Genomic DNA, 21,075 nt, shown 5'->3' on the forward strand with positions numbered 1-21,075 from the left:
GCCTTACTTATTGGTTGGTAAATAAATTTATGGTTAAAGCAGATCTGCCTGTCCCATCGGGCACACCCTTAATGTAAAGTGTATAAATGCTTCCGTTATTTAAGGTAAACTGCTGCGAGGCCTTTAATGTCTGCGTACCGGCAAGGTATACCTTCACGGTAGTAAGCCCGGATACAAAATGCTTAAACGGACTGGCGCTTTTAAAGGCATAGTTACTAAAACCCTTACTGCCCGACACAACCACATCCAGTGCCGGTGCATTGGCAGAGGTGTGCACGAAGCGAACAGTAGCACTATCTGTTGCGCTTACTTTGGTAAGGCTGTCTTTAACCAGGAACGTCTGATCGGCAGAGCCTCCACCTATAAAAACCGAATAATTAGTGCTATCTATTAAATTAAGATTTTTTGTAAAGTACACCTGGGATTGCAAACGCCGCTTAACCTGATAATCATTCTGCCCGGCAGGTACCGTTAGGTAACCTGTTGAACCACCCGGGTAAATATCAGTGGTGTTATTCTGCCGTGTACCGTTCAGGTAAAAGTTAAGCGTATCTGTTGTCCCGTTCACCACGTTTAAATAAGTAGAAGTAGCATCGCTATTAGGCGGTACATCGTATTGCTTTTTGCACGAAAATATCACGGCAAAACATAATAACAGACAACTAATGCTATAACGGTTTTTCATCGGTGTTTACGCCCCTCTATTAACTAAATCTCGGCGTATTTAGTATCAATTAACAAAAAAGTCCGGCTGTTTACTTCCGGACCTATTAATTATTCATTTAAAGTACGCTTATGCGTAGCTATTCAACATTACCGGCATCACCAGCATCAGCACATCTTCATTTTCATCGCCACCAACAGGTAATAGTAAACCTGCACGGTTTGGCGTAGACATTTCAAGCGAAACCTCTTCGCAACCCAGGTTTTTCAGCATCTCGATCAGGAAGCGGGCATTAAAGCCGATCTCCAGGTCCTCACCTTCATACTGGCAGGTTAAACGTTCGTGAGCTTCGTTAGAAAAATCGATATCCTCTGAAGAGATATTTAATTCGCTACCGCTGATCTTTAATCTTACCTGGTGGGTAGTTTTATTGGCGTAGATAGCCACACGGTTCAATGAACCTAAGAAAGCCTGACGATCAATCGACAGCTTGTTAGGGTTATTCTGAGGGATCACCGCTTCGTAATCAGGGTAACGCTCGTCAATCAGGCGACAAACCAAATTGATATTACCAAACTTGAAGAAAGCGCTGGTGGTGTTGTATTCTATAGAAACATTCACATCTTCTGAAGGAAGTGAAGATTTCAGCAGGTTTAAAGCTTTTTTTGGAAGGATGAAAGATGCGGTACTTGGCGCTTTGGCATCCTTGCGGCGGTAACGTACAAGTTTATGCGCATCGGTAGCTACAAAGGTTAGCGAATTGCTGGTCAGCTGAACGTATACCCCTGTCATCGCCGGGCGAAGTTCATCATTACTTACCGCAAAAATGGTTTTGTTGATCGCTTCTGCTAAAACAGACGCAGGCAGGTTAACCTGAGATGCGTTTTCAACTACCGGGATCTTGGGGAAGTCTTCACCGTTCTCGCCGCTTAATTTGTATTTACCGTCACCTGCGTTGATTTCAATAGCGAAGGTTTTATCATCTACAGAAAATGCAACAGGCTGTTCTGGTAGTGATTTCAGCGTATCTAATAAAATGCGAGAAGGAATAGCAATACGGCCGTTCTCTTTTGCTTCGACGCTTAAAGAGGTGGTCATGCTGGTTTGCAGATCTGTTGCAGATATGGTAAGGGTTCCTTCTTTTATCTCGAACAAAAAGTTTTCCAGTATCGGCAGAACAGTGCTGCTGCTAAGCGCGCCGCTTACCGACTGTAATTGTTTTAATAAAGTAGTTGTAGAAACAATAAATCTCATTCCCGAGGGTTTTAATCACTCAAAAATAACAAAATTAATGGGCATACCTGCGCCTTCTGATATAATGTTGAAAAATAGCGAATATCAACACTAACGCCGGAGGCACGATATTATTGACCAGTTGCCAGAACATTTTTTCGTTACGTACGCGTGCCCTGTTCAACACCCTGATGACTAACTCTTTGTTACGCAGCGCAATCAGACGGGTGTCGCCGGTGAGGTAATCTACCATATTCAGCAACAGGTTTTTATTACCGTAAGTTTGCTGCGAATAATGATCATATCCCAAAGGATAAGGCGATCCGTCTGCCCCAACCTGGTTCTTTAGCACATCACCGTCACTGATCACGATCATCTTGGCCGGTTTACTTTCTGTCAACATTTCGCCCGTTGGCCCTACGCCTTCCGGAACCGGGCGGTTCTTAAAATCAGAAGTAAACTTACCTTCTAATAATACGGCTACTGTCTTAGGCGAACTGCGAAACGCTTTAGGGTCTGGTTCCTGCTCTATCGCAGCTAAAGATAACATGTGTGGCGCGTTCACCTTGTTGTTATATGGCGAAGTGGTTAGCAGCACAGTCTTCTTAACGCCTTTTACCGGCAGGGTATCTATGGTGCTGATGAATTCTGTAGCGATGCCATCCAGGTTTTTCACCAGCGGGTGCTTGGTTAAAGGCATCAGCAGTGGGTAGAATAACCACGGCACCATTTGTATTTGCGGCTGCCCGCCTACGCTCCCAGTCGCTACAGGTATCTGCGTGCTGTTGATATCAGCGATCAGATCGTAGTTGATGCGTACGCCATAACGGAATAGCTGATCATCCAGGTTCAATTGTTTTGGAAAGGCCAGTTGTTCGCCACCATGCCCTCGAAGGCTATCCAACTCGGCGCTCACCTGGTCGATGGTCCATAGCACGCTGCCACCGTTCATGATGTATTGATCGATCTTAAACTTTTCGGCTTCTGAAAAAGGCTTATCTGGTTTGGCAATCACCAGCAGTTTTACTTTATCCAGATCCTTCATAGCGATCTTGTTCAGGTCGACGCGTCCAACCAGGAAACTTCCTGATAACGTCTGGATGGCATCGTTCAACTGCAGGTTATCCAGTTCGTGATGACCTTCGGTAATCCCGATCTGCTGGCGGCCACCGGTTACGGCTTTCTGAATGGCTGATGAAAAAGCATATTCCAGGTTTTGGATCGAATTGTTCAGCACTTCGTCGTCAGATAGCCCGATGCGTCGTTGCAATAAGTTGACAGGGATTTCCGCGTCACCTACAGCGATCATGGCTGCAGGTACAATCAGTTTCTGCACCAATCCATCTTCTGTTTTCACAGAAAGGTTGGTCGGCTCTATGCCCCCCTCCATCATGTTCTTAATGCTTTGCTGTTGTTGCTGCTGGTTTAGCCCTTTCAAAGGATCAACAAACTGAAATTGCAGCTTGCGGTGGCTGTAGGCTTGCAAGTCGCTTAGCATATCGCGTGTAGCACGCTGTAGGCGCTTAAACCCACCCGGCAGGTTATCGCCTTGCAGGTATACCGTTACCTTTACCGGCTTTTCCAAACCATCCATCAGGCTGCGGCTCACTTCAGACAACGTAAAACGCTTTTCTTTGGTAAAGTCTATCCGGGTAAATCCTATCAATGAGGCAATGATAGCTAATACCACTACCGCGGCATAAGTGTAGGTATCTGTTTGCAACAACTTACGCTGCATCTGCTGTTTTAAGGCAACCAGCGCCAGCAGGATAAAGAAGGCGGAAAGCGCAATAAAGTAGAACAAATCGCGGGTATCCAATACACCCCGGCTCACCGAATCATAGTGAGTTGCTATACCCATCTGCTCCAACCCAAAGTCTTGCAGCGAGAGCAAATGGCTCAGCGAATCAAAACCGCTGTAAACAAAAAAGGATAGGAATACGGCAATAGTAAAGGCGATGATCTGGTTGCGGGTAATAGCCGAAGCAAAAAGCCCGATAGCCACAAAGGCGGCGCCCAATAAAAACAAACCTATGTATGACCCAATAACGGCACCGGTATCGATATTCCCCTGCGGATTGCCCAACACGCTTACCGAATAATAATAAACCACTGTTGGCAACAGCGCAAAAAGCACCAGTAATACACAAGCAAAATATTTCCCCAGGATGATCTGCCCGAAGGTTAACGGCCTTGTAGCCAGCAGCTCAAAAGTGCCCTCGCGGCGTTCTTCTGCCAGCGAACGCATCGTGATCGCCGGGATCAGAAACATGAACAAATACGGAATGGTATTGAAAAGACTCTCGAGTGTGGCATAGCCATAGTCGAGGATACTGGTATCCGGAAATACCCAAAGGAACAAACCCAATACCACCAGGAACACGCTAATGGTAACGTAAGCTACCATAGAGCTTAAGTACAGAACAATTTCTTTTCGCAGGATAGCAAACATACGTTACAAAGGTGCGTGATTACAAGTAACGAAGCAATCCCTGAGCAGGATTATCTTTTCAAGAAAATTTGTGGCTTATAAACACCAATGGTTCTGCAGATATACTCTGAGAACCATTGGTAAATGTATAGTGATAAAAAACGTTTATCAATCCTGATGAACGCCTTCTGCAATCTCTTCTATTGCCTTTTTGTTAAACGCTTCCAGATCGGCCGGGGTACGGCTGGTGACCAATCCGTTATCTGTTACCACTTCTTCGTCCACCCATTCTGCCCCGGCATTTTTCAGGTCGGTTTGCAATGAAGGGTATGATGTCAGCCTGCGGCCGCTGATCATGCCGGTTTCAATCAGCATCTGTGGGCCATGGCAAATAGCAGCCAGCGGTTTACCTTCTTCTAAAAAGGCGGCTACAAAATCTACCGCTTCTTTATTCTGGCGAAGCTTGTCGGGATTCAATACACCACCTGGAAGCACCAGGGCGTCATAGTCTTCGGGGTTGGTTCCGGTCAGTTCACGGTCAACCTCTACCTCTATCCCCCATTTGTCTTTATCCCATGCTTTGATCTTACCGCTTTGCGGTGAAATAATATGCACTGTTGCACCGGCTTCTTCCAGTGCCTGCTTAGGGCTGGTTAGTTCTACCTGCTCAAATCCTTCTTCTGTAAGTATTGCTACTTTTTTTCCTTCTAATCTGGCCATAATTATCTTGTTTGGTTAATGATTGCTTTTGCCCTCGGGCAAAAGCATATAACCTAACTACAGCCACATTTTATTAAAGTTTTAGCTTTTTTAACCCTGCTGGGAATGCAGTGCGTAATTGATAAAATTACTGGTGAGGCCGTAATCTTCATTCCCCTTACGGCGGATAAAATAGAAATCGCGGGTGATGTGCAGGCCTTCAACCGGCACCTCTACCAGGTCGCCTTCGGCAAGTTGGCGTACAATAGATGGCCGGGGCATAAAGCCCAGACAGGTATCAGCCAGTAAGAAATTCTTTAATGCTTCTGTCCCGCCCAGGCGGATTTTCACAGAAAGATCAGACGGTGAAATATGATGCTCTGCCAAAGCTTTTAATAGTGCATTCAGCGTGCCAGAGCCCCTTTCGCGCAGGGCAATGGGTGTTTTCAACAATTGTTTTAAGGTGAGTTTTTTTCCGGCCAGCGGACTTTTAGCCGAACAAACCGGAATCACCTCGTCATTCATAAAAGGATGGTAAGATACCGTGGTTAATTTATTATCCACCTCGATGATGCCCAGATCCACCTCGTGGGTCAACAGTGCGTTAAGTACATATTCTGAATTACGGTTCACCAGTTGCACATCTACATTGGTGTACTCGCGCTGAAAGCCTGAAAGGATAGGTGGTAAAATGTAAAGCGCGATGGTGGTACTGGCACCTAATCTTAAGTGGCCTGCCGCATGTGAGAGGTTACTCAGGATAGAAAGGTCGTATTCAATTTTCCGTTCTATTTCAGTAGCCTGCAACAAGTACTCGTACAGCTTCTTACCAGCGTCTGTAAGGATGATACTGTTACCCTTACGTTCGAACAGCGGGACTTTGTACTGATCTTCCATGGTCTTGATGTGCTTGCTGATGGCAGGTTGCGTAACAAACAACACCTGGGCAGCCTTGGAAAAGCTGAGGTTTGCAGCAACTTCTAAAAACACACGGTGACTGAAAGAGATCATAACTATTTAAACCTTGATACAGAATAATGTCACCCTGAGCTCGTCGAAGGGTATTTGGCATCTCGCAGACTTATCAATTTTTTTCGATGTCCTGGACAAGTTACCGATGACATCTTATCACAAACCTGTCATCCAGAGCGCAGCGATGGATCTGTAAAATAGCTTATGTACAGATTCTTCCCGAAACAAGTTCGGGACAGGTCACTTCGTTCAGAATGACAACATTCTTCGGCGTTTGCCGGTTCTTTACGTCCCGGATTTTATTACCCAGGACAACTTAAGCAAAGCTAACACTTTAAACTAAAAAGGGACAGCTTTCGCCATCCCTTAATATTATATGCAACTCTTTAACAAGCTCTGAGTGACATTTCTGTAAATTTTACATCCGAAATCGAAAATCAGAATTCCGAAATCTCAACTTACGCCTCTACCGCTTCGCCTACCAGTTTTTTAGCTACCAGGTATTCTGCAATTTGCACGGCGTTTGTAGCCGCACCTTTACGCAGGTTATCAGATACAATCCAGGCGTTCAGGGTATTCGGCTGCGTTTCATCGCGGCGAAGTCGGCCTACAAAAACCTCGTCTTTCTCGTGCGCATCCAGCGGCATCGGGTATTTCAGGTTAGCCACATCGTCAACCACTACAACACCAGGCGCTTTGCTTAACAGATCGCGCAGTTCGTCCAGGTCGAAATCATTTTCAAACTCGATGTTTACAGATTCAGAGTGACCGCCCATTACCGGGATACGTACAGTTGTCGCAGTTACGCGAATACTGTCGTCGCCCATAATTTTTTTGGTCTCTTTAATCATTTTCATTTCTTCCTTCGTGTAACCGTTCTCGGTGAACACATCAATGTGCGGCAACACGTTCAGGTCAATCTGGTATGGATACGCTTTCGGTCCGTCGATACCTTTACGCTCGTTAAATAACTGGTCAACCGCTTTAACACCGGTACCGGTTACAGACTGGTAAGTAGAAACTACTACCCTTTTAATTTTATAACGGTCATGCAGTGGTTTTAAAGCCACCACCATTTGTATAGTAGAACAGTTAGGGTTTGCAATGATCTTATCTTCTGCTGTCAATACATCGGCGTTTACTTCGGGCACAACCAGTTTCTTGGTTGCGTCCATACGCCATGCAGATGAGTTATCAATTACGGTAACGCCTGCTTCTGCAAACAAAGGCGCTTGCTCTAATGAAGTTGAGCCACCTGCAGAGAACAACGCGATATCAGGCTTTTGTTTAATCGCATCCTCAACAGAAACCACCTTATAAGGCTTACCCTTAAATGTAACTTCCTTACCAATGCTCTTGGCTGATGCTACGGGGATTAATTCTGTTACCGGAAAGTTGCGTTCTTCAAGAACCTGCAACATTTTAGTGCCTACCAAGCCTGTGGCACCTACAACTGCGACTTTCATTTGAAAATTTAAATGATTAATAAAATTAGTTAATTTTTCAAATATGCGATTTTTGGGGCAATTAAACTACCTGTAGGGTAGATAATTATAAGAAAAATTGCATTTTTCACTGAACGAATGAACAGGTACGGTTGTTAATTCCAGACAAACACCCGTACCTCAAATTGTTTAATTTTGACTCATGACCGAACTACAGCGATTATTAGCGGCATACGAAAAGCATAGCCAGGAAACATGCGCTTTAGCGACGGTGGTGAAAGTAGAAGGTTCTGCCTACCGGCGGCCGGGTGCAAGAATGCTAATTACCGCAGAAGGGCAGCTTACAGGCACCATTAGCGGCGGCTGCCTGGAAGGTGACGCCCGCCGACGTGCGCAACAGGTAATGCAGCGGGGAAAACCAGAGATCGTAGTCTATGACAGTATGGACCTGGAGGACGACCTCGAGTTTGGCGCGCAATTGGGTTGCCAAGGTAAGATACACGTATTGATAGAGCCCCTGCAGCCGGGAGCAGATGTGATCAGCTTGCTGCAGTTGGCCAGCAGACAAAATATACCCTGCGTTTTAAGCACAGTTTTAACAGATACAGCTAACATCGGCATTAGTGCAGGTAAAAGATATCTGCATATTGCTACCGCCACTGAAGCTGATGAACTGGCCGACCTGATGGCGGAGGATGTGGACGACCTTTTTGAACAAGGCGGCGCAGCAACTTCTGTTTATATACTTCATAACGAACCTGTCACCGTTTTCCACGAACGGATAGACCCAGCCCCGGCCTTAACTATTTTTGGTGCAGGTAACGATGTACAACCTGTTGTACAGCAGGCCGCGAATTTGGGCTGGCGTGTAACCGTGATCGATGGTCGCTTTAACCTGACTACGCAGGCACGCTTCCCTATGGCAGAGCAGGTGCTTTGTATAAAGGTTGAAGATTTCGCAGTACAGGCAAGGGTTAAAAGTTATGTTTTGCTGATGAGCCACAATTATCTGTATGATCTGGCGGCCCTTAGAAGTTTAATTGACAATGAGGATATAACCTACATCGGCATGCTGGGCCCGCGCAAAAAAGCTGATCGACTGCTGGACGATCTCCGGGCCGAGGGCTATGACACCTCCGGAATCGAAGATAATTTATATGCGCCTGTAGGTCTGAACATCGGCGCAGAAGCTGCGGAAGAAATTGCCATTGCCGTTATGGCCGAATTGATCGCCGTGAAAAACGGGCATCCTGCCGGATTTTTAAAAGACCTGGACGGCCCTATTCATCAGGTAAAACCCAACACCATCAACAGTGATTGAATCAGCAGAAGAGATAGCGGTAATTATTTTGGCGGCAGGTGCCTCCAAACGCTTGGGGCAACCTAAACAGCTGCTCACATTCAGGGGGATTACCTTAATTGAACACGCCGTTAAAACTGCCTTTTCCAGCGGTTGTAAAAAACTATTCGTGGTGACCGGCGCGGCACATTTTTCGGTTGCAAAGGTTTTAGCAAATTACCCGTTAACCATCATTGAAAATCCTGATTGGGAAGAAGGCATTGCTTCCTCTATTCGCGCCGGTGTGGAGGCTGCAAAAAAGAATAGCGCTATTAAAGGAGCTCTCATTATGCTTTGCGATCAACCGCTGATCACTCCGCAACATTTAGAAAACCTGATCATAACCTTTATTGCAAACGGACTGGTAACCCCTGTCTGCACCAGCTACAACCACGAGCCGGGCGTTCCTGCGCTTTTCCCGGCAACCATGTTTGCCGGGTTGTTGACCCTTCGCGGTGATGAGGGCGCAAAGAAGGTATTAAAGGAAAACCAGTCTGTTCAAACCTTATCTTTCGAAGAAGCGGCTATCGACGTTGATACCGCTGAAGATTACCAAACGTTACTTAAGCGCTTAAATTTGGGCATTTAGCAGATAAGCTTTATTTTTACGCCTTGGCAAATCTTTTGTCTGAACCCTATCATGATCCACATATCTGAACGTTCAGATGAAAATTTTCATAGTAAAACCCGGTAAGCATTGGATTAAAGCGCTTTATGCTTAACTTAACGCGTCAAAACGCACCACATTATTAATTTTGTATTAACGTTGAATTTCAAGCAATTAATTACCCCTCAGACCTATCGTAAAGCTTCAACTGCTGATGCAACTATTAATTTTCGTTTTTCCTTACTGCTGATCGTCTTAATACTCGCTGCACCGTTTACCGTCTTTTCGCAAAAACCTGTAAAAAAAGCCCAAAGTACGGTTGCAAAGCCTGCACCTGCACCTCCGGCCGCACCTGTAGATCCAGCGTTTCAAAGTTTAATGCAAAGCGCCAGCGACAAAGCCAACGGGCGCGATTATAAAGGTGCAATAGAAGATTTTACCAAAGCCCTGGCTATCGACCCTTCAAGCGCCGATGCCTACTTCTACCGTGGCAATGCCTATACCAATGCGCAGCAGTTCGAGAACGCCATAAAAGACTATACCAAAACTATAGAGCTTACGCCCCAGAACGCCGACGCTTATTATTACCGCGGTAACGCCAATAGTAACATCCGTGCGTATGTAAACGCCATTGAAGATTATTCGAAGGCGATCAACATGAAAACGCCGAATGCCGATTTATTCCATTATCGTGCGAATGCCAAAACCAATACCGGCGATTACTATGGTGCCATTGCCGACTTTAACCGTGCAATTGCCCTGACGCCTAAAAATCCCGAGCTTTACGAATACCGGGGCCTTGCGCGTACAAACACGAATGATAACAAAGGTGCTATCGCCGATTATAATATCGCCATTAAATTAGATCCTACCAATCCCGATCTTTATTACTACAAAGCGAATTCCGAAGAAACATTAGGCGATCATACCGGGGCTATTGCTGATTTTACCCGGTCAATCGACCTGAGTCCCAATCGTGCTGAAGCCTATTTTTACCGGGGTAATGCCAAAAGCAACCTGCACGATTATAATGGCGCAATTGCAGATTACAACAAAGCGAAATCTATTAATCCGAACATCGCGGCCGAATTGTATCACTATTTAGGCAACGCGCGCACTAACATCGCCGATAACAAGGGCGCTATAGCCGATTTTACAAAGGCGATAGAACTTAATCCCCAGAATGCCGAACTATACCTCTACCGGGGTATCGCCAAATACAACATGAAAGACAATGCCGGGGCGCTGGCAGATTTTGATAAAGCCCTGGAAATGAACCCGCGTTACCTGGAAGCCTACATGAACCGTGCGGACATCCGTATCTCTAACAAAGATTACGAAGGCGCTTATGCCGATGCGGATTCCATCATCAGCATCAATCCTAAATCAGATCGGGCATTTATCATTCGTGGCAATGCTAAGTTTAACCAGAAAGATACCGTTGGCGCCCTTAGCGATTTTTCTTCGGCCATCGACATGAACCCAGGCAGCGATTATGCTTATACCTCCCGGGCTAATGTAAAGCGTGAACTGGGTGATTATCGCGGGGCTATTGCTGATTATAATAAAGCCATCGAGCTAAAACCGCAAAACTGGGATCCTTATGTGAACAGGGCGGAAGCAAAAATAAAAGTGCACGATTATGCCGGTGCGATTCAGGATTACCAGAAGGTATTGCAAATGAACCCGCAAAACAAGGATGTTTTTGTGAAGCTGACCAATGTGCTCACGCTTTCAAAGAATTATCCTGAAGCATTGAAACTGATTGATGCAGGCTTACGGCTCGATTCCAAGAATGTCGACCTGTATACCCAGCGCGGCATCATCGAAGCCAAAATGAAAAATACCAGGCTGGCCATCCAGGACTTTAACAAGGCCATCGCGCTGGATTCAAACGCTTACGAGGCCTACACTTATCGCGGTAACACCAAAGTGGCTTTAAAAGATTACGATGGTGGAATGGCCGATCTGGATAAGGCGATCCATATCCGTACGACGGAAGACAACCTAACCTTTATGGGCGATGCCCGTGCAGCATTAAAGGATTACCCGGGCGCACTGGAAACCTACGGAAAGGTTATTGAGGAATTTCCTAAAAGCATTAAAGGCTATATCTCAAGAGGATACGCTAAAAGCCTGATGCCGGATTCGGCCGGAGTGATGGAAGATTTTACGGCGGCTATTGATATGGAGCCGAATAACGAGGATATCTATCTGAAAAGAGCCGAAGCACGCCTGAATTTAAAGGATACTACCAACGCTATTCTGGATTACAATACCGCGATTGATATTAATTCGCAAAGTGCAGATGCCTATGTGGATCGTGGTAACCTGAAGTTTCAGCTGACAGATTACCGCGGTGCGCTGCTGGATTATAATTCGGCCATTACCTTAGACCCTACCCATAAAAAGGCCTATTTAAAACGCGGTGAAGTCCGCGCCTATGTGAAAGACTTTAAAGGCGCCCTGGCAGATTTCAGCGCGGCACTTGCCCTTGATCCCAAAGACCGGAACACCTATTACATCCGTGGGATCATCCGAACCACGCGCATGGGTGATAAAAACGGCGGTTGCCTTGATCTAAGTAAGGCTGGCGAATTAGGTATGCGCGAAGCTTACGAGGCGATACGAAAATATTGCAATAATTAATTACCTGCCCCCCAGGTTGTCGTGACTTCGAAAAGTTTCGGCACAATCTCCGTTTATTTTATTTTTAATTATTAGTAAAATAATTACCATAATAATAAAAATTAAAATTCATTCAACCAATAGGGATTACAGCTGTTAACTATAGCGAAAACAAGAAGTAGTCTTAGTCACAAACTGAATGAAAATCACAAGCGTTTTTGAACATGGCGATGAGATCCCGGTCAGGTACACCTGCCTGGGGCCTAATATCAGTCCGCCATTAAATTTTGAAGAACTTCCCGAAGGAACAGTTAGTATGGTGCTGATCCTGGAAGATGTTGATGCCACGCCTAAACCATGGCGGCACTGGCATGTTTTTAACATTCCTGCAAGTACCACCACGGTAGAAGAAGGACAAGTGCCGCAAGGTGCTGTAGCCGGACTATGTAACAACCATACCTTTGGCTACGAAGGGCCATGCCCGAAATATTTTAAAGGAACCCACCATTATTGGTTCAGATTATACGCTCTAGATACTACGTTAGATTTACCCGATGCCTCTGAGCCAGAGGATGTACAAAATGCAATGGTAGGCCACATTTTAGATTCGGCCGAATTGCTGGGACTATGTGTATCACCAGAGAACGTATAATACTGATGAAATGAGCCCGAAGAAAATAGCTGTAGTAAGAGCAAATGCCCTTGGCGACTTCATTTTCGTATTGCCTGCGCTGCAGGCGTTGCGCGATACCTACCCGGATGCAGAAATTGTATACCTGGGAAAAGCCTGGCATCAAACCTTTCTCGAAAATAGGCCCTCGCCCATTAGCCGGGTAGCTGTGGTGCCACCCTATGGCGGTGTAGGCGAAGCCGAAAACTTCGAAAATGACGAAAACATCTTGAAGCCTTTTTTCACAGAAATGCAGGCCGAACAATTTGATATTGCCATACAAATGCACGGCGGCGGATTCTACTCCAATCCCTTCACCAAAAGGCTCGGCGCTAAAGTAAGCGTAGGTTTGAAAACACCGAACGCCATACAACTGGATATTAACGTACCTTATATTATCGCCACCAGTGAAATTCTGAGATATATTGAAGTGGTACGTTACCTGGGTGCATCCACTGCCGACCCCGAACCAAGCGTAAAAGTCATCAATAAAGATCTGCAAGAAGCTAAAAATGCTTTCCGTCATAATGCAGGTGAGCGGTATGCCGTAATTCACCCCGGTGCTTCAGACATGCGCCGCCGCTGGCCCGCAGAAAACTTTGCAGCCATTGCTAACTACCTGGTAGATCAAGGTTATCATGTGTATATCACAGGCAGCGAATATGAACGGGCGGACATCGAACGCCTGTTTACGCATATTACCTATCCAGATCAGATCCATAATCTATGCGCTGACCTTAGCCTTAACGGCATGACGGGTTTGCTGGCTATGGCAGACGTGCTGGTTTCTAACGATACCGGACCTTTACACCTGGCCCGCGCGCTAAAAAAACCGACAATCGGTATCTATTGGACCATTAACGCGGTTACCGGCATGGCGCTAACCACCAGCCGCAACCGCAGCCTGATTGCCTGGGACCCCTACTGCCCGTTATGCGGAACGGACTGCGTGCAACCCAATTATCCGAAGGATAATTGCAAGCACGAAGCCTCTTTTACGGCAAAAGTGAGTATAGACGAAGTGAAGAACGCCTTACAGGATCTATTGCTAACAGAAGCAGTAGATACGGCAGCCTGAGAACCCGATAACACTTATGAAAGTTTCTGTTTTAATACCGACTTACAACCGGGTTAACGCCCTTGTTGCGACGTTAACAGCGCTTTGCACCCAAACGTATAAAGACTTTGAAATTGTTGTGTCTGACCAGAGCGACCAGTTTATCGGCGAAGATAAAACGCTTAAAACCATTGTACGGATATTGGAATTGCACGGCAACCCGGTAAAAGTACGTTACAACATGCCGCGAAAAGGCATTGCCCAGCAACGACAGTTTCTGTTGGATGAAGCTTCCGGAGAATATTCGCTTTATATGGACGATGATGTGGTACTGGAGCCTGACGTGATAGAGCGAATGGTGCGTGCACTGGACGAAGAACCGGTTGGCTTTTGCGGCATGGCGCTGGTGGGGTTAAGCTACCTGGATGATGTTCGCCCGCATCAGCAGCAGATCGAATTCTGGGACGGCCCCGTAGGGCCGGAAAACGTTGTGCCCGGTTCTGAAGAATGGGAACGCTGGCCATTACACAACGCCGCTAATATTCTGCATGTCGGCCAGCGGTTGGGTGTATCTCCGCAAAACCAAAAAAAATATAAAGTAGCCTGGGTGGGCGGCTGTATTTTGTATAACACGGCTAAGCTGCGTGAAACGGGCGGGTTTGATTTTTGGGAGGAACTGCCGCCCAACCATTGCGGCGAAGATGTTTTTGCGCAGCACCGCCTGATGAAAAAATACGGCGGCTTCGGCCTATTGCCTTCCGGTGCTTACCATTTAGAATTACCAACCACAATTATTAACCGCGAGGTGAACGCACCAGAATACCTGATCAATTCTTAACAGGCATTTTGGCACTTTATTTAAAAAATACAACATTCCGAAAATGTCATTTCGAAAGAGCAAGGTGAGGAATGTGCGGCGCGAAAGAGAAATCTTCTCAGATCAGCAAGATACTCTCGTTATCCAGAAGATTTCTCCTCGCGATAATGCTCCTTCAAATACGGTTCGGTGAAATAACATCAAATTTTCAATCCAACCTTGGCCTTTCCTAATATCCAATGGCCTTGTGACTTTCCACTAAGTCCTCTTTTCTTTTCCCTGAAGCCTTCAGGCTGATCACCTGCCTGAAGAATGATGTCAGCATTTTTACCTGTTCGTCAAAGCAGAACATCATCCGTTTGCTCCATACGTTATCCCGCAGTTGCTGCATGCGTTCTTTATCGTGTAGCTGCTTGCTTAAATCAGCCATATCTTTAAAAAAAACTCCGAGATCGTGTCGTTGAATTAGATTTTGTGTAGCCACGATATGCCCGGTATTATCACGCTGTAACATGGGCAAACCGGCTATGCCTAAAGTAGCCATACGGGCGGGATAATTCAGATCGTCCCAATTGGCACGCATTAATTCACCATTGTTCTCGCTTTGGAAAAAATGCAACCAGCCGGCATCGTATTGCGAAAATTCTTTTACCCAGTTCTCCTGCGTCACGTTGGCGTGGATATGCAAAAATCCCAGCGCCATTTTCTGCGTTTTAGTGATCCATTCCATCCATTGCCCGTGGGTAAAATCGCCGTAAAAGTGCAGGTGAATTTTGTGCTCGGCCAGTTCTGCAACGGTATGGGGGTGCAAGCCGATCGGCCGCCCCGGCACTACGGTATGGATATCGCCATCGGTATAGGATATGCGCGACTGCCTTTCGGTTTTAAACCATTCCTTCTTCGGCAGATCGCCATCCATAATCAGGGTGGTATCGTCACTACCAGATACAAACTGCAGGAACCAGTCGCGCATTTCCGGGCTGGTGTAGATCTGTCCGTCAGACAGGTTATGCAAATCCAGCAGCTCCTTCCAGGTGCCCTTTTCCAGGCAAATGAACGGACCTTCTTTAAAGTGCCACACAAACGGGACATCTGGGTTCTCCATCAGTATCTGGTGCGCAAAGGGCACCGCCTGCCAGTTTAGCTGCGCGTAAATAATATCCGGCTGAATTTCTGCGATACGTTTCTTCCTATCCTCGTAGGCAATATCCTCTACATGCCCGAACGGCAGCGGACCAACACTATTGTACCAATACGGGTCTTTCATCCATAACCCGTACAATTGCTGGCCCTGTTCTTCCAGCGCCAGCACCCTTTCAGAGTTATAAGCCAGCTCGCCAACCAGTAGGATTTTCAAACCGCTCTTAGCAGCAGGAGTATCTTTCCTTTCCCGAAACTGCTTGAAATAACTCACTTCATCAATGAAATTACCCATAGTGCTATGGTAACGCAGGGGTTGTTTTACGCCATAGTAAAGCTTGTAGGGATTAATGCCACCGATAGGCTCGCGTATAATTTTATGCCGCTGATGCGGATGATCTACCCATTCGCAGGTAATGTTTCCGGTGTTAACAAAATCACCTTCAAACTGTATTTTATCCCAATACATACGGCCGAGATCATCGGTCACCAATTCGTCCCGCTCTATCCATCTCACCCCGCTTTTGCGGTGCATCACCTGCACCAACTGCAGGCTGTAACCGGCTATCTGTCCCCCGGCAATGCGATTGTAATGGTGTTTCACGCCCGAGTAAACAAGGGCGGTATGCTCATTAAAACCGGCCAGCAACTCTTTCAGGTGACCGGCATAATAAACGTCGTCAGCGGGAAGATAGGCTATAAAATGGCCGTGTGCTAAATCTAAGCCTTTGTTTAGGCAAGCACCTAAGCCTTCATTACTTTGATTGAAAAAGTACCTGATCCGGTGGTTGTTCAAATAAGGGCGGATAAACCTTTCCAGATCATCTTTCGATCCATCATTAATAATGATCAATTCCCATGATTGCAACTGTTGCAACTTCAGGCTCTCTATCGCCCGTTTAATAAAATGTGCCTGGTTGTATACCGGCATGATCACCGAAACCAAGGCACTTTTTGTCATATTTTTTACCATTCAACAGCGTTCGATCTAAGCGATCTTTAAGGTTGATCCATTGTTAATGCGACGGATAATACGCGTGGTCGAATGATCGGGAACCAGGGGAACGAATACAATTTTCCCACCCAGGTCTTCTACCAGTTTGGCTTCGGGTAAAGTTTCTTTAGAATAGTCGCCGCCTTTGGCGTAGATGTGCGGCCGTGCCGCCCTGATCAGGTATACCGGCGAATCTTCTTCAAAAGAAATAACATGATCGATAGAACTTAGTCCGGCCAGTACCTCTATGCGGTCTTCCAGCGGATTGATCGGCCTGCCCTCCCCTTTTAAACGGCGGATACTATCGTCGCAATTCATCCCGACGATCAGGACATCGCCAAGCTCTTTCGCCCGGTTAAGGTAGCTGACGTGGCCGCTATGCAAAATGTCGAAGCAGCCGTTGGTGAATACAATTTTTTTGCCCTGCGCCTCGTAGATTTCGCAAAGTTTTTTCAATTCGTTTACATGGGAAACATACTTGTTATGTAACGAGAAGAACGAGCGCAGTTCAGGATAGGTACATGGCACTGTCCCCTCTTTACTGACCGCGATAGCAGCCGCTGCGGTAGCCAGTTCGGTAGCCAAAGGGATATCTGCTTCTAAAAATAACCCGAGGCTTAATGTACTGATGAAAGTATCGCCTGCACCTACCACGCTTGCACCCGGCAAGTGGTGAGCGTAGGATCGGTACTTATAAATCCCTTCATTAAATATCATTGCGCCGTCTGCATCAAGCGTAAGGGCGACAATACTTGCGCCGGTTTTTTCATAAAGCTCGTCACCATAGCGGTGCATCTGCTCTGCCCTGCCGATAGCCTGATGATTCAACTCCAGCAACTTTACCGCCTCCGTATAATTTGGTTTCACCAGCGTCGGCTTTACCTTACGAAAGGCAGTGAGGTTTTTAGAGTCGACAGCGAAAATTCTCGGCCAGTTCTGCTGCAACTTGGCAAGGGTGTTAATAATGGCAGGGGTAAGGATCCCTCCGTAATAATCCCCTGCCATGATAATATCAAAATCGGCATAATGTGCTTCCAGGTAATCGACTATCTTTTGCTCGGTTTCCTGGTTCAATACCTGGTCGGTACCGTAATCATATCTCGCCAATATCTGTGATTGGCACATTACCCTGGTTTTTACCGTGGTCTGCCGTGTATTTTCCTGAAAGATATGCGTGGAATCTATCCCTTGCTTTTCCAGTATGCTGAATATTTTTGCAGCATCTTCATCATTACCAACTGCCGAAAGGAAGGCAACCTGCGCTTCCAGCGCTTTAAAGTTTACCGCAATGTTTGCTGCACCGCCAACCACGTAGCTGCGATCGGAAATGTTAACGACCGGTACAGGCGCTTCAGGTGAAAGACGGGTGCTGCCACCCTTCAGGTAAACGTCTAAGATCACATCGCCGATAACCAATACTTTGGCCTGGCTAAATTGGTCGATAATTTGATGATATGCTGTATTCATAAGATGCAGGGATTTAAAAACTCACTTAACTTTCACTCATTTATTTACGGCCATGAAGTCTCCATCAGTGGCAACACCAACAGTTCAGGAACGATGGTTTGCGATTCATCGGCCAGAATGTACCTGATCTTCTCCGCTACGTTTTCGGGGTCCTGAAGATTCTGTGGTGGAATATCAGGGAAACGGTCTAATAGGAATGGAGTACGCATACCGCCTGCAATCAGGCCGGTTACTTTAACACCAACCTTGCGCGCCTCTGTAAATAAAGCCTGGGTAAACCCACGAAGCCCCCATTTGGTAGCGTGATATACGGAAGCCTCTGTCCATGCGCGTAAAGCAGCGGTTGACACGACGTTGATAATATGGCCGCCTTTCTGCTCGGCCATTAAAGGCAATACAAATTTCGAGGTAAGGAATGGGCCGCGAAGGTTAACGTTCATGGCTGCATCCCATTCAGAAACCGCCAGTTCTGTAATTGGCTTGGTAAAATCTATACCTGCGTTATTAACCAGGCCATCTATACGGCCTTGTTCGCTATGGATGGTATTAATGGTTTGTTCTACCGAAGAGGCATCGGTGAGGTCGAGGCGATAAAATACGGCTTTACCATTTTGGTTGATCTGGTCTACTACGGCGCGTGCTTTATCCTCCTGTATATCGCCGACGATAACGGTCGCCCCGGCTTCGGCAAGTGCAAGGCAAGTTGCCTTACCCAGGCCCTGGGCGCCACCTGTAACTAAAATAACTTTGCTTGTCAAGTTTTCCATTGATGTATGTAGGGTTTGATACTGAATTGTGCTTCGGGTATTAGTTGAGTATGATTTTAGGTGCCTTTCTTTTTAAAACAATGTAGTTGAACGCATCTTCCCAGTCCTTGGCAAAACGCTGAATGTTAAAGCGCTCCATCGCTGTTTTTTGCGCTTCCCGACCTAACTGTTCTGCAGCGGTGCGGTCAGCAAGCAAGCGGTGCATTTGGTCGATCAGGTAATTCATATCAGTATGTACAATGCCTGAAACGCCGTTATCTATTGCGGTAACCATTTCTGTAGTGGCCAAACCAACAATAGGCATACCCATCATCATAGCCTCGCACACCGCCAGGCCGAGGCTGGTGTAACGGATGGGGTTAAAGAAGAAACGGTACTTGGTAATGAAGTCGGGCAGTTGGCCATGTTTTACTTCGCCCAGGCCAAGTTCTTCTGCACCCATGCCTACCAGATCTAGCGGAACCTGCTCACGCACTTTTAAAAACACGTCGAGCCCTAAGCGGCGGCCGCGACGTTGGATATTGTTGATCACCACAATACCCCGCTCCTTTTCGCCTGTATATCTCACATTTTGCGGAACGATAACCCCGTGATCGATCACACGAGTGGGCGTGCGGTTATTATCCCACATCAGTTCGTTAAAGTTTGTAACGTGCACCAGCAGCATATCCGGGTCGTCGACGATATGGTGGGTCAGGGTCGGATGCTCTTGTGGCGGATCATGCTCCAAGTAAATCTTAGGCAACTCGCGCTGCTCGGCAGATAATATTTCGTACTGATCTGTAATGAAATTCTTACGGGATTGAAAAAGAATCACATCAAAATCCTGGCTTCTTACTTCTTCGGCAGGTACCTCATGCACATTTGGCCCGAAGTGAAAGGTTTCGCCTTTACCGTAATACCCTTCCGGTTTATCCTCTTTGGTAGGGATATACAAATCATAATTACCCTGCGAAAGATAGAACAGGTAACTGCCGTGAATATGCCACGTGAATACTTTCAAACGTCTGTTGGCGAACATAGAACCGCCACTATTGGTATCGAATATCATTACTTAAGTTTAGTTGACCTTTTATGTCGCTGCCTGAACGAAACCGGTTGCAACGTTTCTAAAAATGCTTGTTCTGCAGAAGGATCAGAATTGAATGATCACGCAGTTTACTACAGACAGCACTTACAGGCGACCGTAGCATAACTACAATTTTAATAAAATTTAGTTTTAAGAAACCTTGTTTTACTTCTAAGAAATCAAATAAACACATAAAAAAGCCGCAACGGATTCGCTGCGGCTTCACTGTTATCGAATAAAATCAGACTGACGAATGAAGAACCCTTTGGTTCTTTATTTACAATCCACTTTTTGAAGTTTTACCCATGCAGTATCCATCACGTCCGTCTGCTCTCTATTTGTTTTTGAGTTGAATTTTATGGGATATTGCCATAACTCAGCACCGTTTAACCTAAAAGAAACATGGAGCGTATCTATCGCGCCTTCTTGCATATACTTCCACACAGCATTAATATCGTTTCCATTTAAAGTTCCCTCTAAAGTTCCACGACGGCTATCTTTTTCGTAAATAACGTTTTCCATTTTACCGGTTACTTTGCCATCATTAATATTTAACGTGACCGCCAGTGTATCGTTACCCTGCAAACCACTTACCTTTTGGAAGCACATTTTACCACTGAGCGCTTCAGCTTTCGCCGAATTTGCTGTCGAGGTAGTGTCGCCCGTGCTTGATTCTGGCCGATGGCCCTCGCATGCGATGAATAATAAGGCAGGCATACAAACTGCCGCTAATTTTGAGCTGCTGCTAAAAAATCTGGAGATCATAAGAAGATATTATTTAAAGTTAAGAATTAACCAGCATCTGGAAACCTTTGTTTGCACCGGCCCGAACCACGTTATCGCCGAAAAGAATAAAAAAACGAAAAAAGCATTTTGTAATACCCTACCAACAGCTATATTTGCAACCCACAAGGGGGTTTAGCTCAGCTGGCTAGAGCGCTTGCATGGCATGCAAGAGGTCATCGGTTCGAATCCGTTATCCTCCACACTAATTTTAAGCAGGCTGATCTCAAAGTAGAGCGCTTGCTTGTCCCGAATGCTTTCGGGAAAGAGGTCATCGGTTCGAATCCGTTATC

Annotated in this window: 17 protein-coding genes and 1 tRNA gene; 7 read left to right on the forward strand and 11 right to left on the reverse strand. The window is 46.1% G+C overall.

Going from position 1 to position 21,075, the window contains the following annotated elements; all coding sequences use genetic code 11:
• Positions 1 to 7 precede the first annotated feature (7 nt).
• The 6 genes from MUY27_RS11425 to MUY27_RS11450 all read right to left on the reverse strand — a co-directional run bounded on the left by MUY27_RS11425 (position 8) and on the right by MUY27_RS11450 (position 7,465).
• Positions 8 to 685 (reverse strand): DUF4397 domain-containing protein, encoded by a 678-nt coding sequence (locus MUY27_RS11425; RefSeq protein WP_245130154.1) that lies wholly within the window; start codon positions 683 to 685, stop codon positions 8 to 10.
• Between the two features lie 108 nt (positions 686 to 793).
• Positions 794 to 1,918, reverse strand: a complete 1,125-nt coding sequence (gene dnaN, locus MUY27_RS11430; RefSeq protein ID WP_245130155.1) for a DNA polymerase III subunit beta — start codon at positions 1,916 to 1,918, stop codon at positions 794 to 796.
• A 34-nt stretch (positions 1,919 to 1,952) separates the two neighbouring features.
• Complete coding sequence (gene gldG / locus MUY27_RS11435; protein ID WP_245130156.1) at positions 1,953 to 4,349, reverse strand: gliding motility-associated ABC transporter substrate-binding protein GldG; 2,397 nt, start codon at positions 4,347 to 4,349, stop codon at positions 1,953 to 1,955.
• 147 nt (positions 4,350 to 4,496) lie between these two features.
• Positions 4,497 to 5,048, reverse strand: a complete 552-nt coding sequence (locus MUY27_RS11440) for a type 1 glutamine amidotransferase domain-containing protein (RefSeq protein ID WP_245130157.1) — start codon at positions 5,046 to 5,048, stop codon at positions 4,497 to 4,499.
• A gap of 90 nt (positions 5,049 to 5,138) precedes the next feature.
• Positions 5,139 to 6,038, reverse strand: coding sequence for a LysR substrate-binding domain-containing protein (locus MUY27_RS11445; protein ID WP_245130158.1), 900 nt, complete (start codon positions 6,036 to 6,038; stop codon positions 5,139 to 5,141).
• 419 nt (positions 6,039 to 6,457) lie between these two features.
• Positions 6,458 to 7,465: an aspartate-semialdehyde dehydrogenase gene (locus MUY27_RS11450; protein WP_245130159.1), complete on the reverse strand. Its 1,008-nt coding sequence runs from the start codon at positions 7,463 to 7,465 to the stop codon at positions 6,458 to 6,460.
• A gap of 181 nt (positions 7,466 to 7,646) precedes the next feature.
• Between MUY27_RS11450 and MUY27_RS11455 the strand changes: the two genes are divergently transcribed.
• The 6 genes from MUY27_RS11455 to MUY27_RS11480 all read left to right on the forward strand — a co-directional run bounded on the left by MUY27_RS11455 (position 7,647) and on the right by MUY27_RS11480 (position 14,583).
• On the forward strand, positions 7,647 to 8,765 hold the full coding sequence (locus MUY27_RS11455; RefSeq protein WP_245130160.1) for an XdhC family protein: 1,119 nt from the start codon (positions 7,647 to 7,649) through the stop codon (positions 8,763 to 8,765).
• Complete coding sequence (locus MUY27_RS11460) at positions 8,758 to 9,372, forward strand: nucleotidyltransferase family protein (protein ID WP_245130161.1); 615 nt, start codon at positions 8,758 to 8,760, stop codon at positions 9,370 to 9,372. The genes MUY27_RS11455 and MUY27_RS11460 overlap by 8 nt, the downstream gene beginning before the upstream one ends.
• 177 nt (positions 9,373 to 9,549) lie before the next feature.
• Complete coding sequence (locus MUY27_RS11465) at positions 9,550 to 12,039, forward strand: tetratricopeptide repeat protein (RefSeq protein ID WP_245130162.1); 2,490 nt, start codon at positions 9,550 to 9,552, stop codon at positions 12,037 to 12,039.
• 178 nt (positions 12,040 to 12,217) lie between these two features.
• Entirely contained in the window at positions 12,218 to 12,670 is a 453-nt protein-coding gene (locus MUY27_RS11470; protein WP_245130163.1) for a YbhB/YbcL family Raf kinase inhibitor-like protein, read from the forward strand.
• A 10-nt stretch (positions 12,671 to 12,680) separates the two neighbouring features.
• Positions 12,681 to 13,766 carry a glycosyltransferase family 9 protein gene (locus MUY27_RS11475; protein WP_245130164.1) on the forward strand — a complete coding sequence of 362 codons (1,086 nt, stop codon included), beginning with the start codon at positions 12,681 to 12,683 and terminating at the stop codon, positions 13,764 to 13,766.
• A 16-nt stretch (positions 13,767 to 13,782) separates the two neighbouring features.
• Positions 13,783 to 14,583 (forward strand): glycosyltransferase family 2 protein, encoded by an 801-nt coding sequence (locus MUY27_RS11480; RefSeq protein WP_245130165.1) that lies wholly within the window; start codon positions 13,783 to 13,785, stop codon positions 14,581 to 14,583.
• A gap of 208 nt (positions 14,584 to 14,791) precedes the next feature.
• Here MUY27_RS11480 and MUY27_RS11485 read toward each other — a convergent pair whose 3' ends face one another.
• From MUY27_RS11485 to MUY27_RS11505, 5 genes are all read right to left on the reverse strand, one after another.
• The gene (locus MUY27_RS11485; RefSeq protein ID WP_245130166.1) at positions 14,792 to 16,663 is read right to left on the reverse strand and encodes a glycosyltransferase family 2 protein; all 1,872 of its coding nucleotides are present in this window, start codon (positions 16,661 to 16,663) and stop codon (positions 14,792 to 14,794) included.
• A gap of 27 nt (positions 16,664 to 16,690) precedes the next feature.
• Positions 16,691 to 18,163: a D-glycero-beta-D-manno-heptose 1-phosphate adenylyltransferase gene (rfaE2, locus tag MUY27_RS11490; protein WP_245130167.1), complete on the reverse strand. Its 1,473-nt coding sequence runs from the start codon at positions 18,161 to 18,163 to the stop codon at positions 16,691 to 16,693.
• A 44-nt stretch (positions 18,164 to 18,207) separates the two neighbouring features.
• Complete coding sequence (locus MUY27_RS11495) at positions 18,208 to 18,930, reverse strand: SDR family oxidoreductase (RefSeq protein WP_245130168.1); 723 nt, start codon at positions 18,928 to 18,930, stop codon at positions 18,208 to 18,210.
• Positions 18,931 to 18,970: 40 nt separating this feature from the next.
• Entirely contained in the window at positions 18,971 to 19,981 is a 1,011-nt protein-coding gene (locus MUY27_RS11500) for a glycosyltransferase family 4 protein (RefSeq protein ID WP_245130169.1), read from the reverse strand.
• Positions 19,982 to 20,272: 291 nt separating this feature from the next.
• On the reverse strand, positions 20,273 to 20,764 hold the full coding sequence (locus tag MUY27_RS11505; RefSeq protein WP_245130170.1) for a hypothetical protein: 492 nt from the start codon (positions 20,762 to 20,764) through the stop codon (positions 20,273 to 20,275).
• Positions 20,765 to 20,911: 147 nt separating this feature from the next.
• Between MUY27_RS11505 and MUY27_RS11510 the strand changes: the two genes are divergently transcribed.
• A tRNA-Ala gene (locus MUY27_RS11510) sits at positions 20,912 to 20,985 on the forward strand.
• Positions 20,986 to 21,075: the final 90 nt, after the last annotated feature.

This window comes from Mucilaginibacter straminoryzae (assembly GCF_022953055.1).
Taxonomy (GTDB): Bacteria; Bacteroidota; Bacteroidia; order Sphingobacteriales; family Sphingobacteriaceae; genus Mucilaginibacter; species Mucilaginibacter straminoryzae.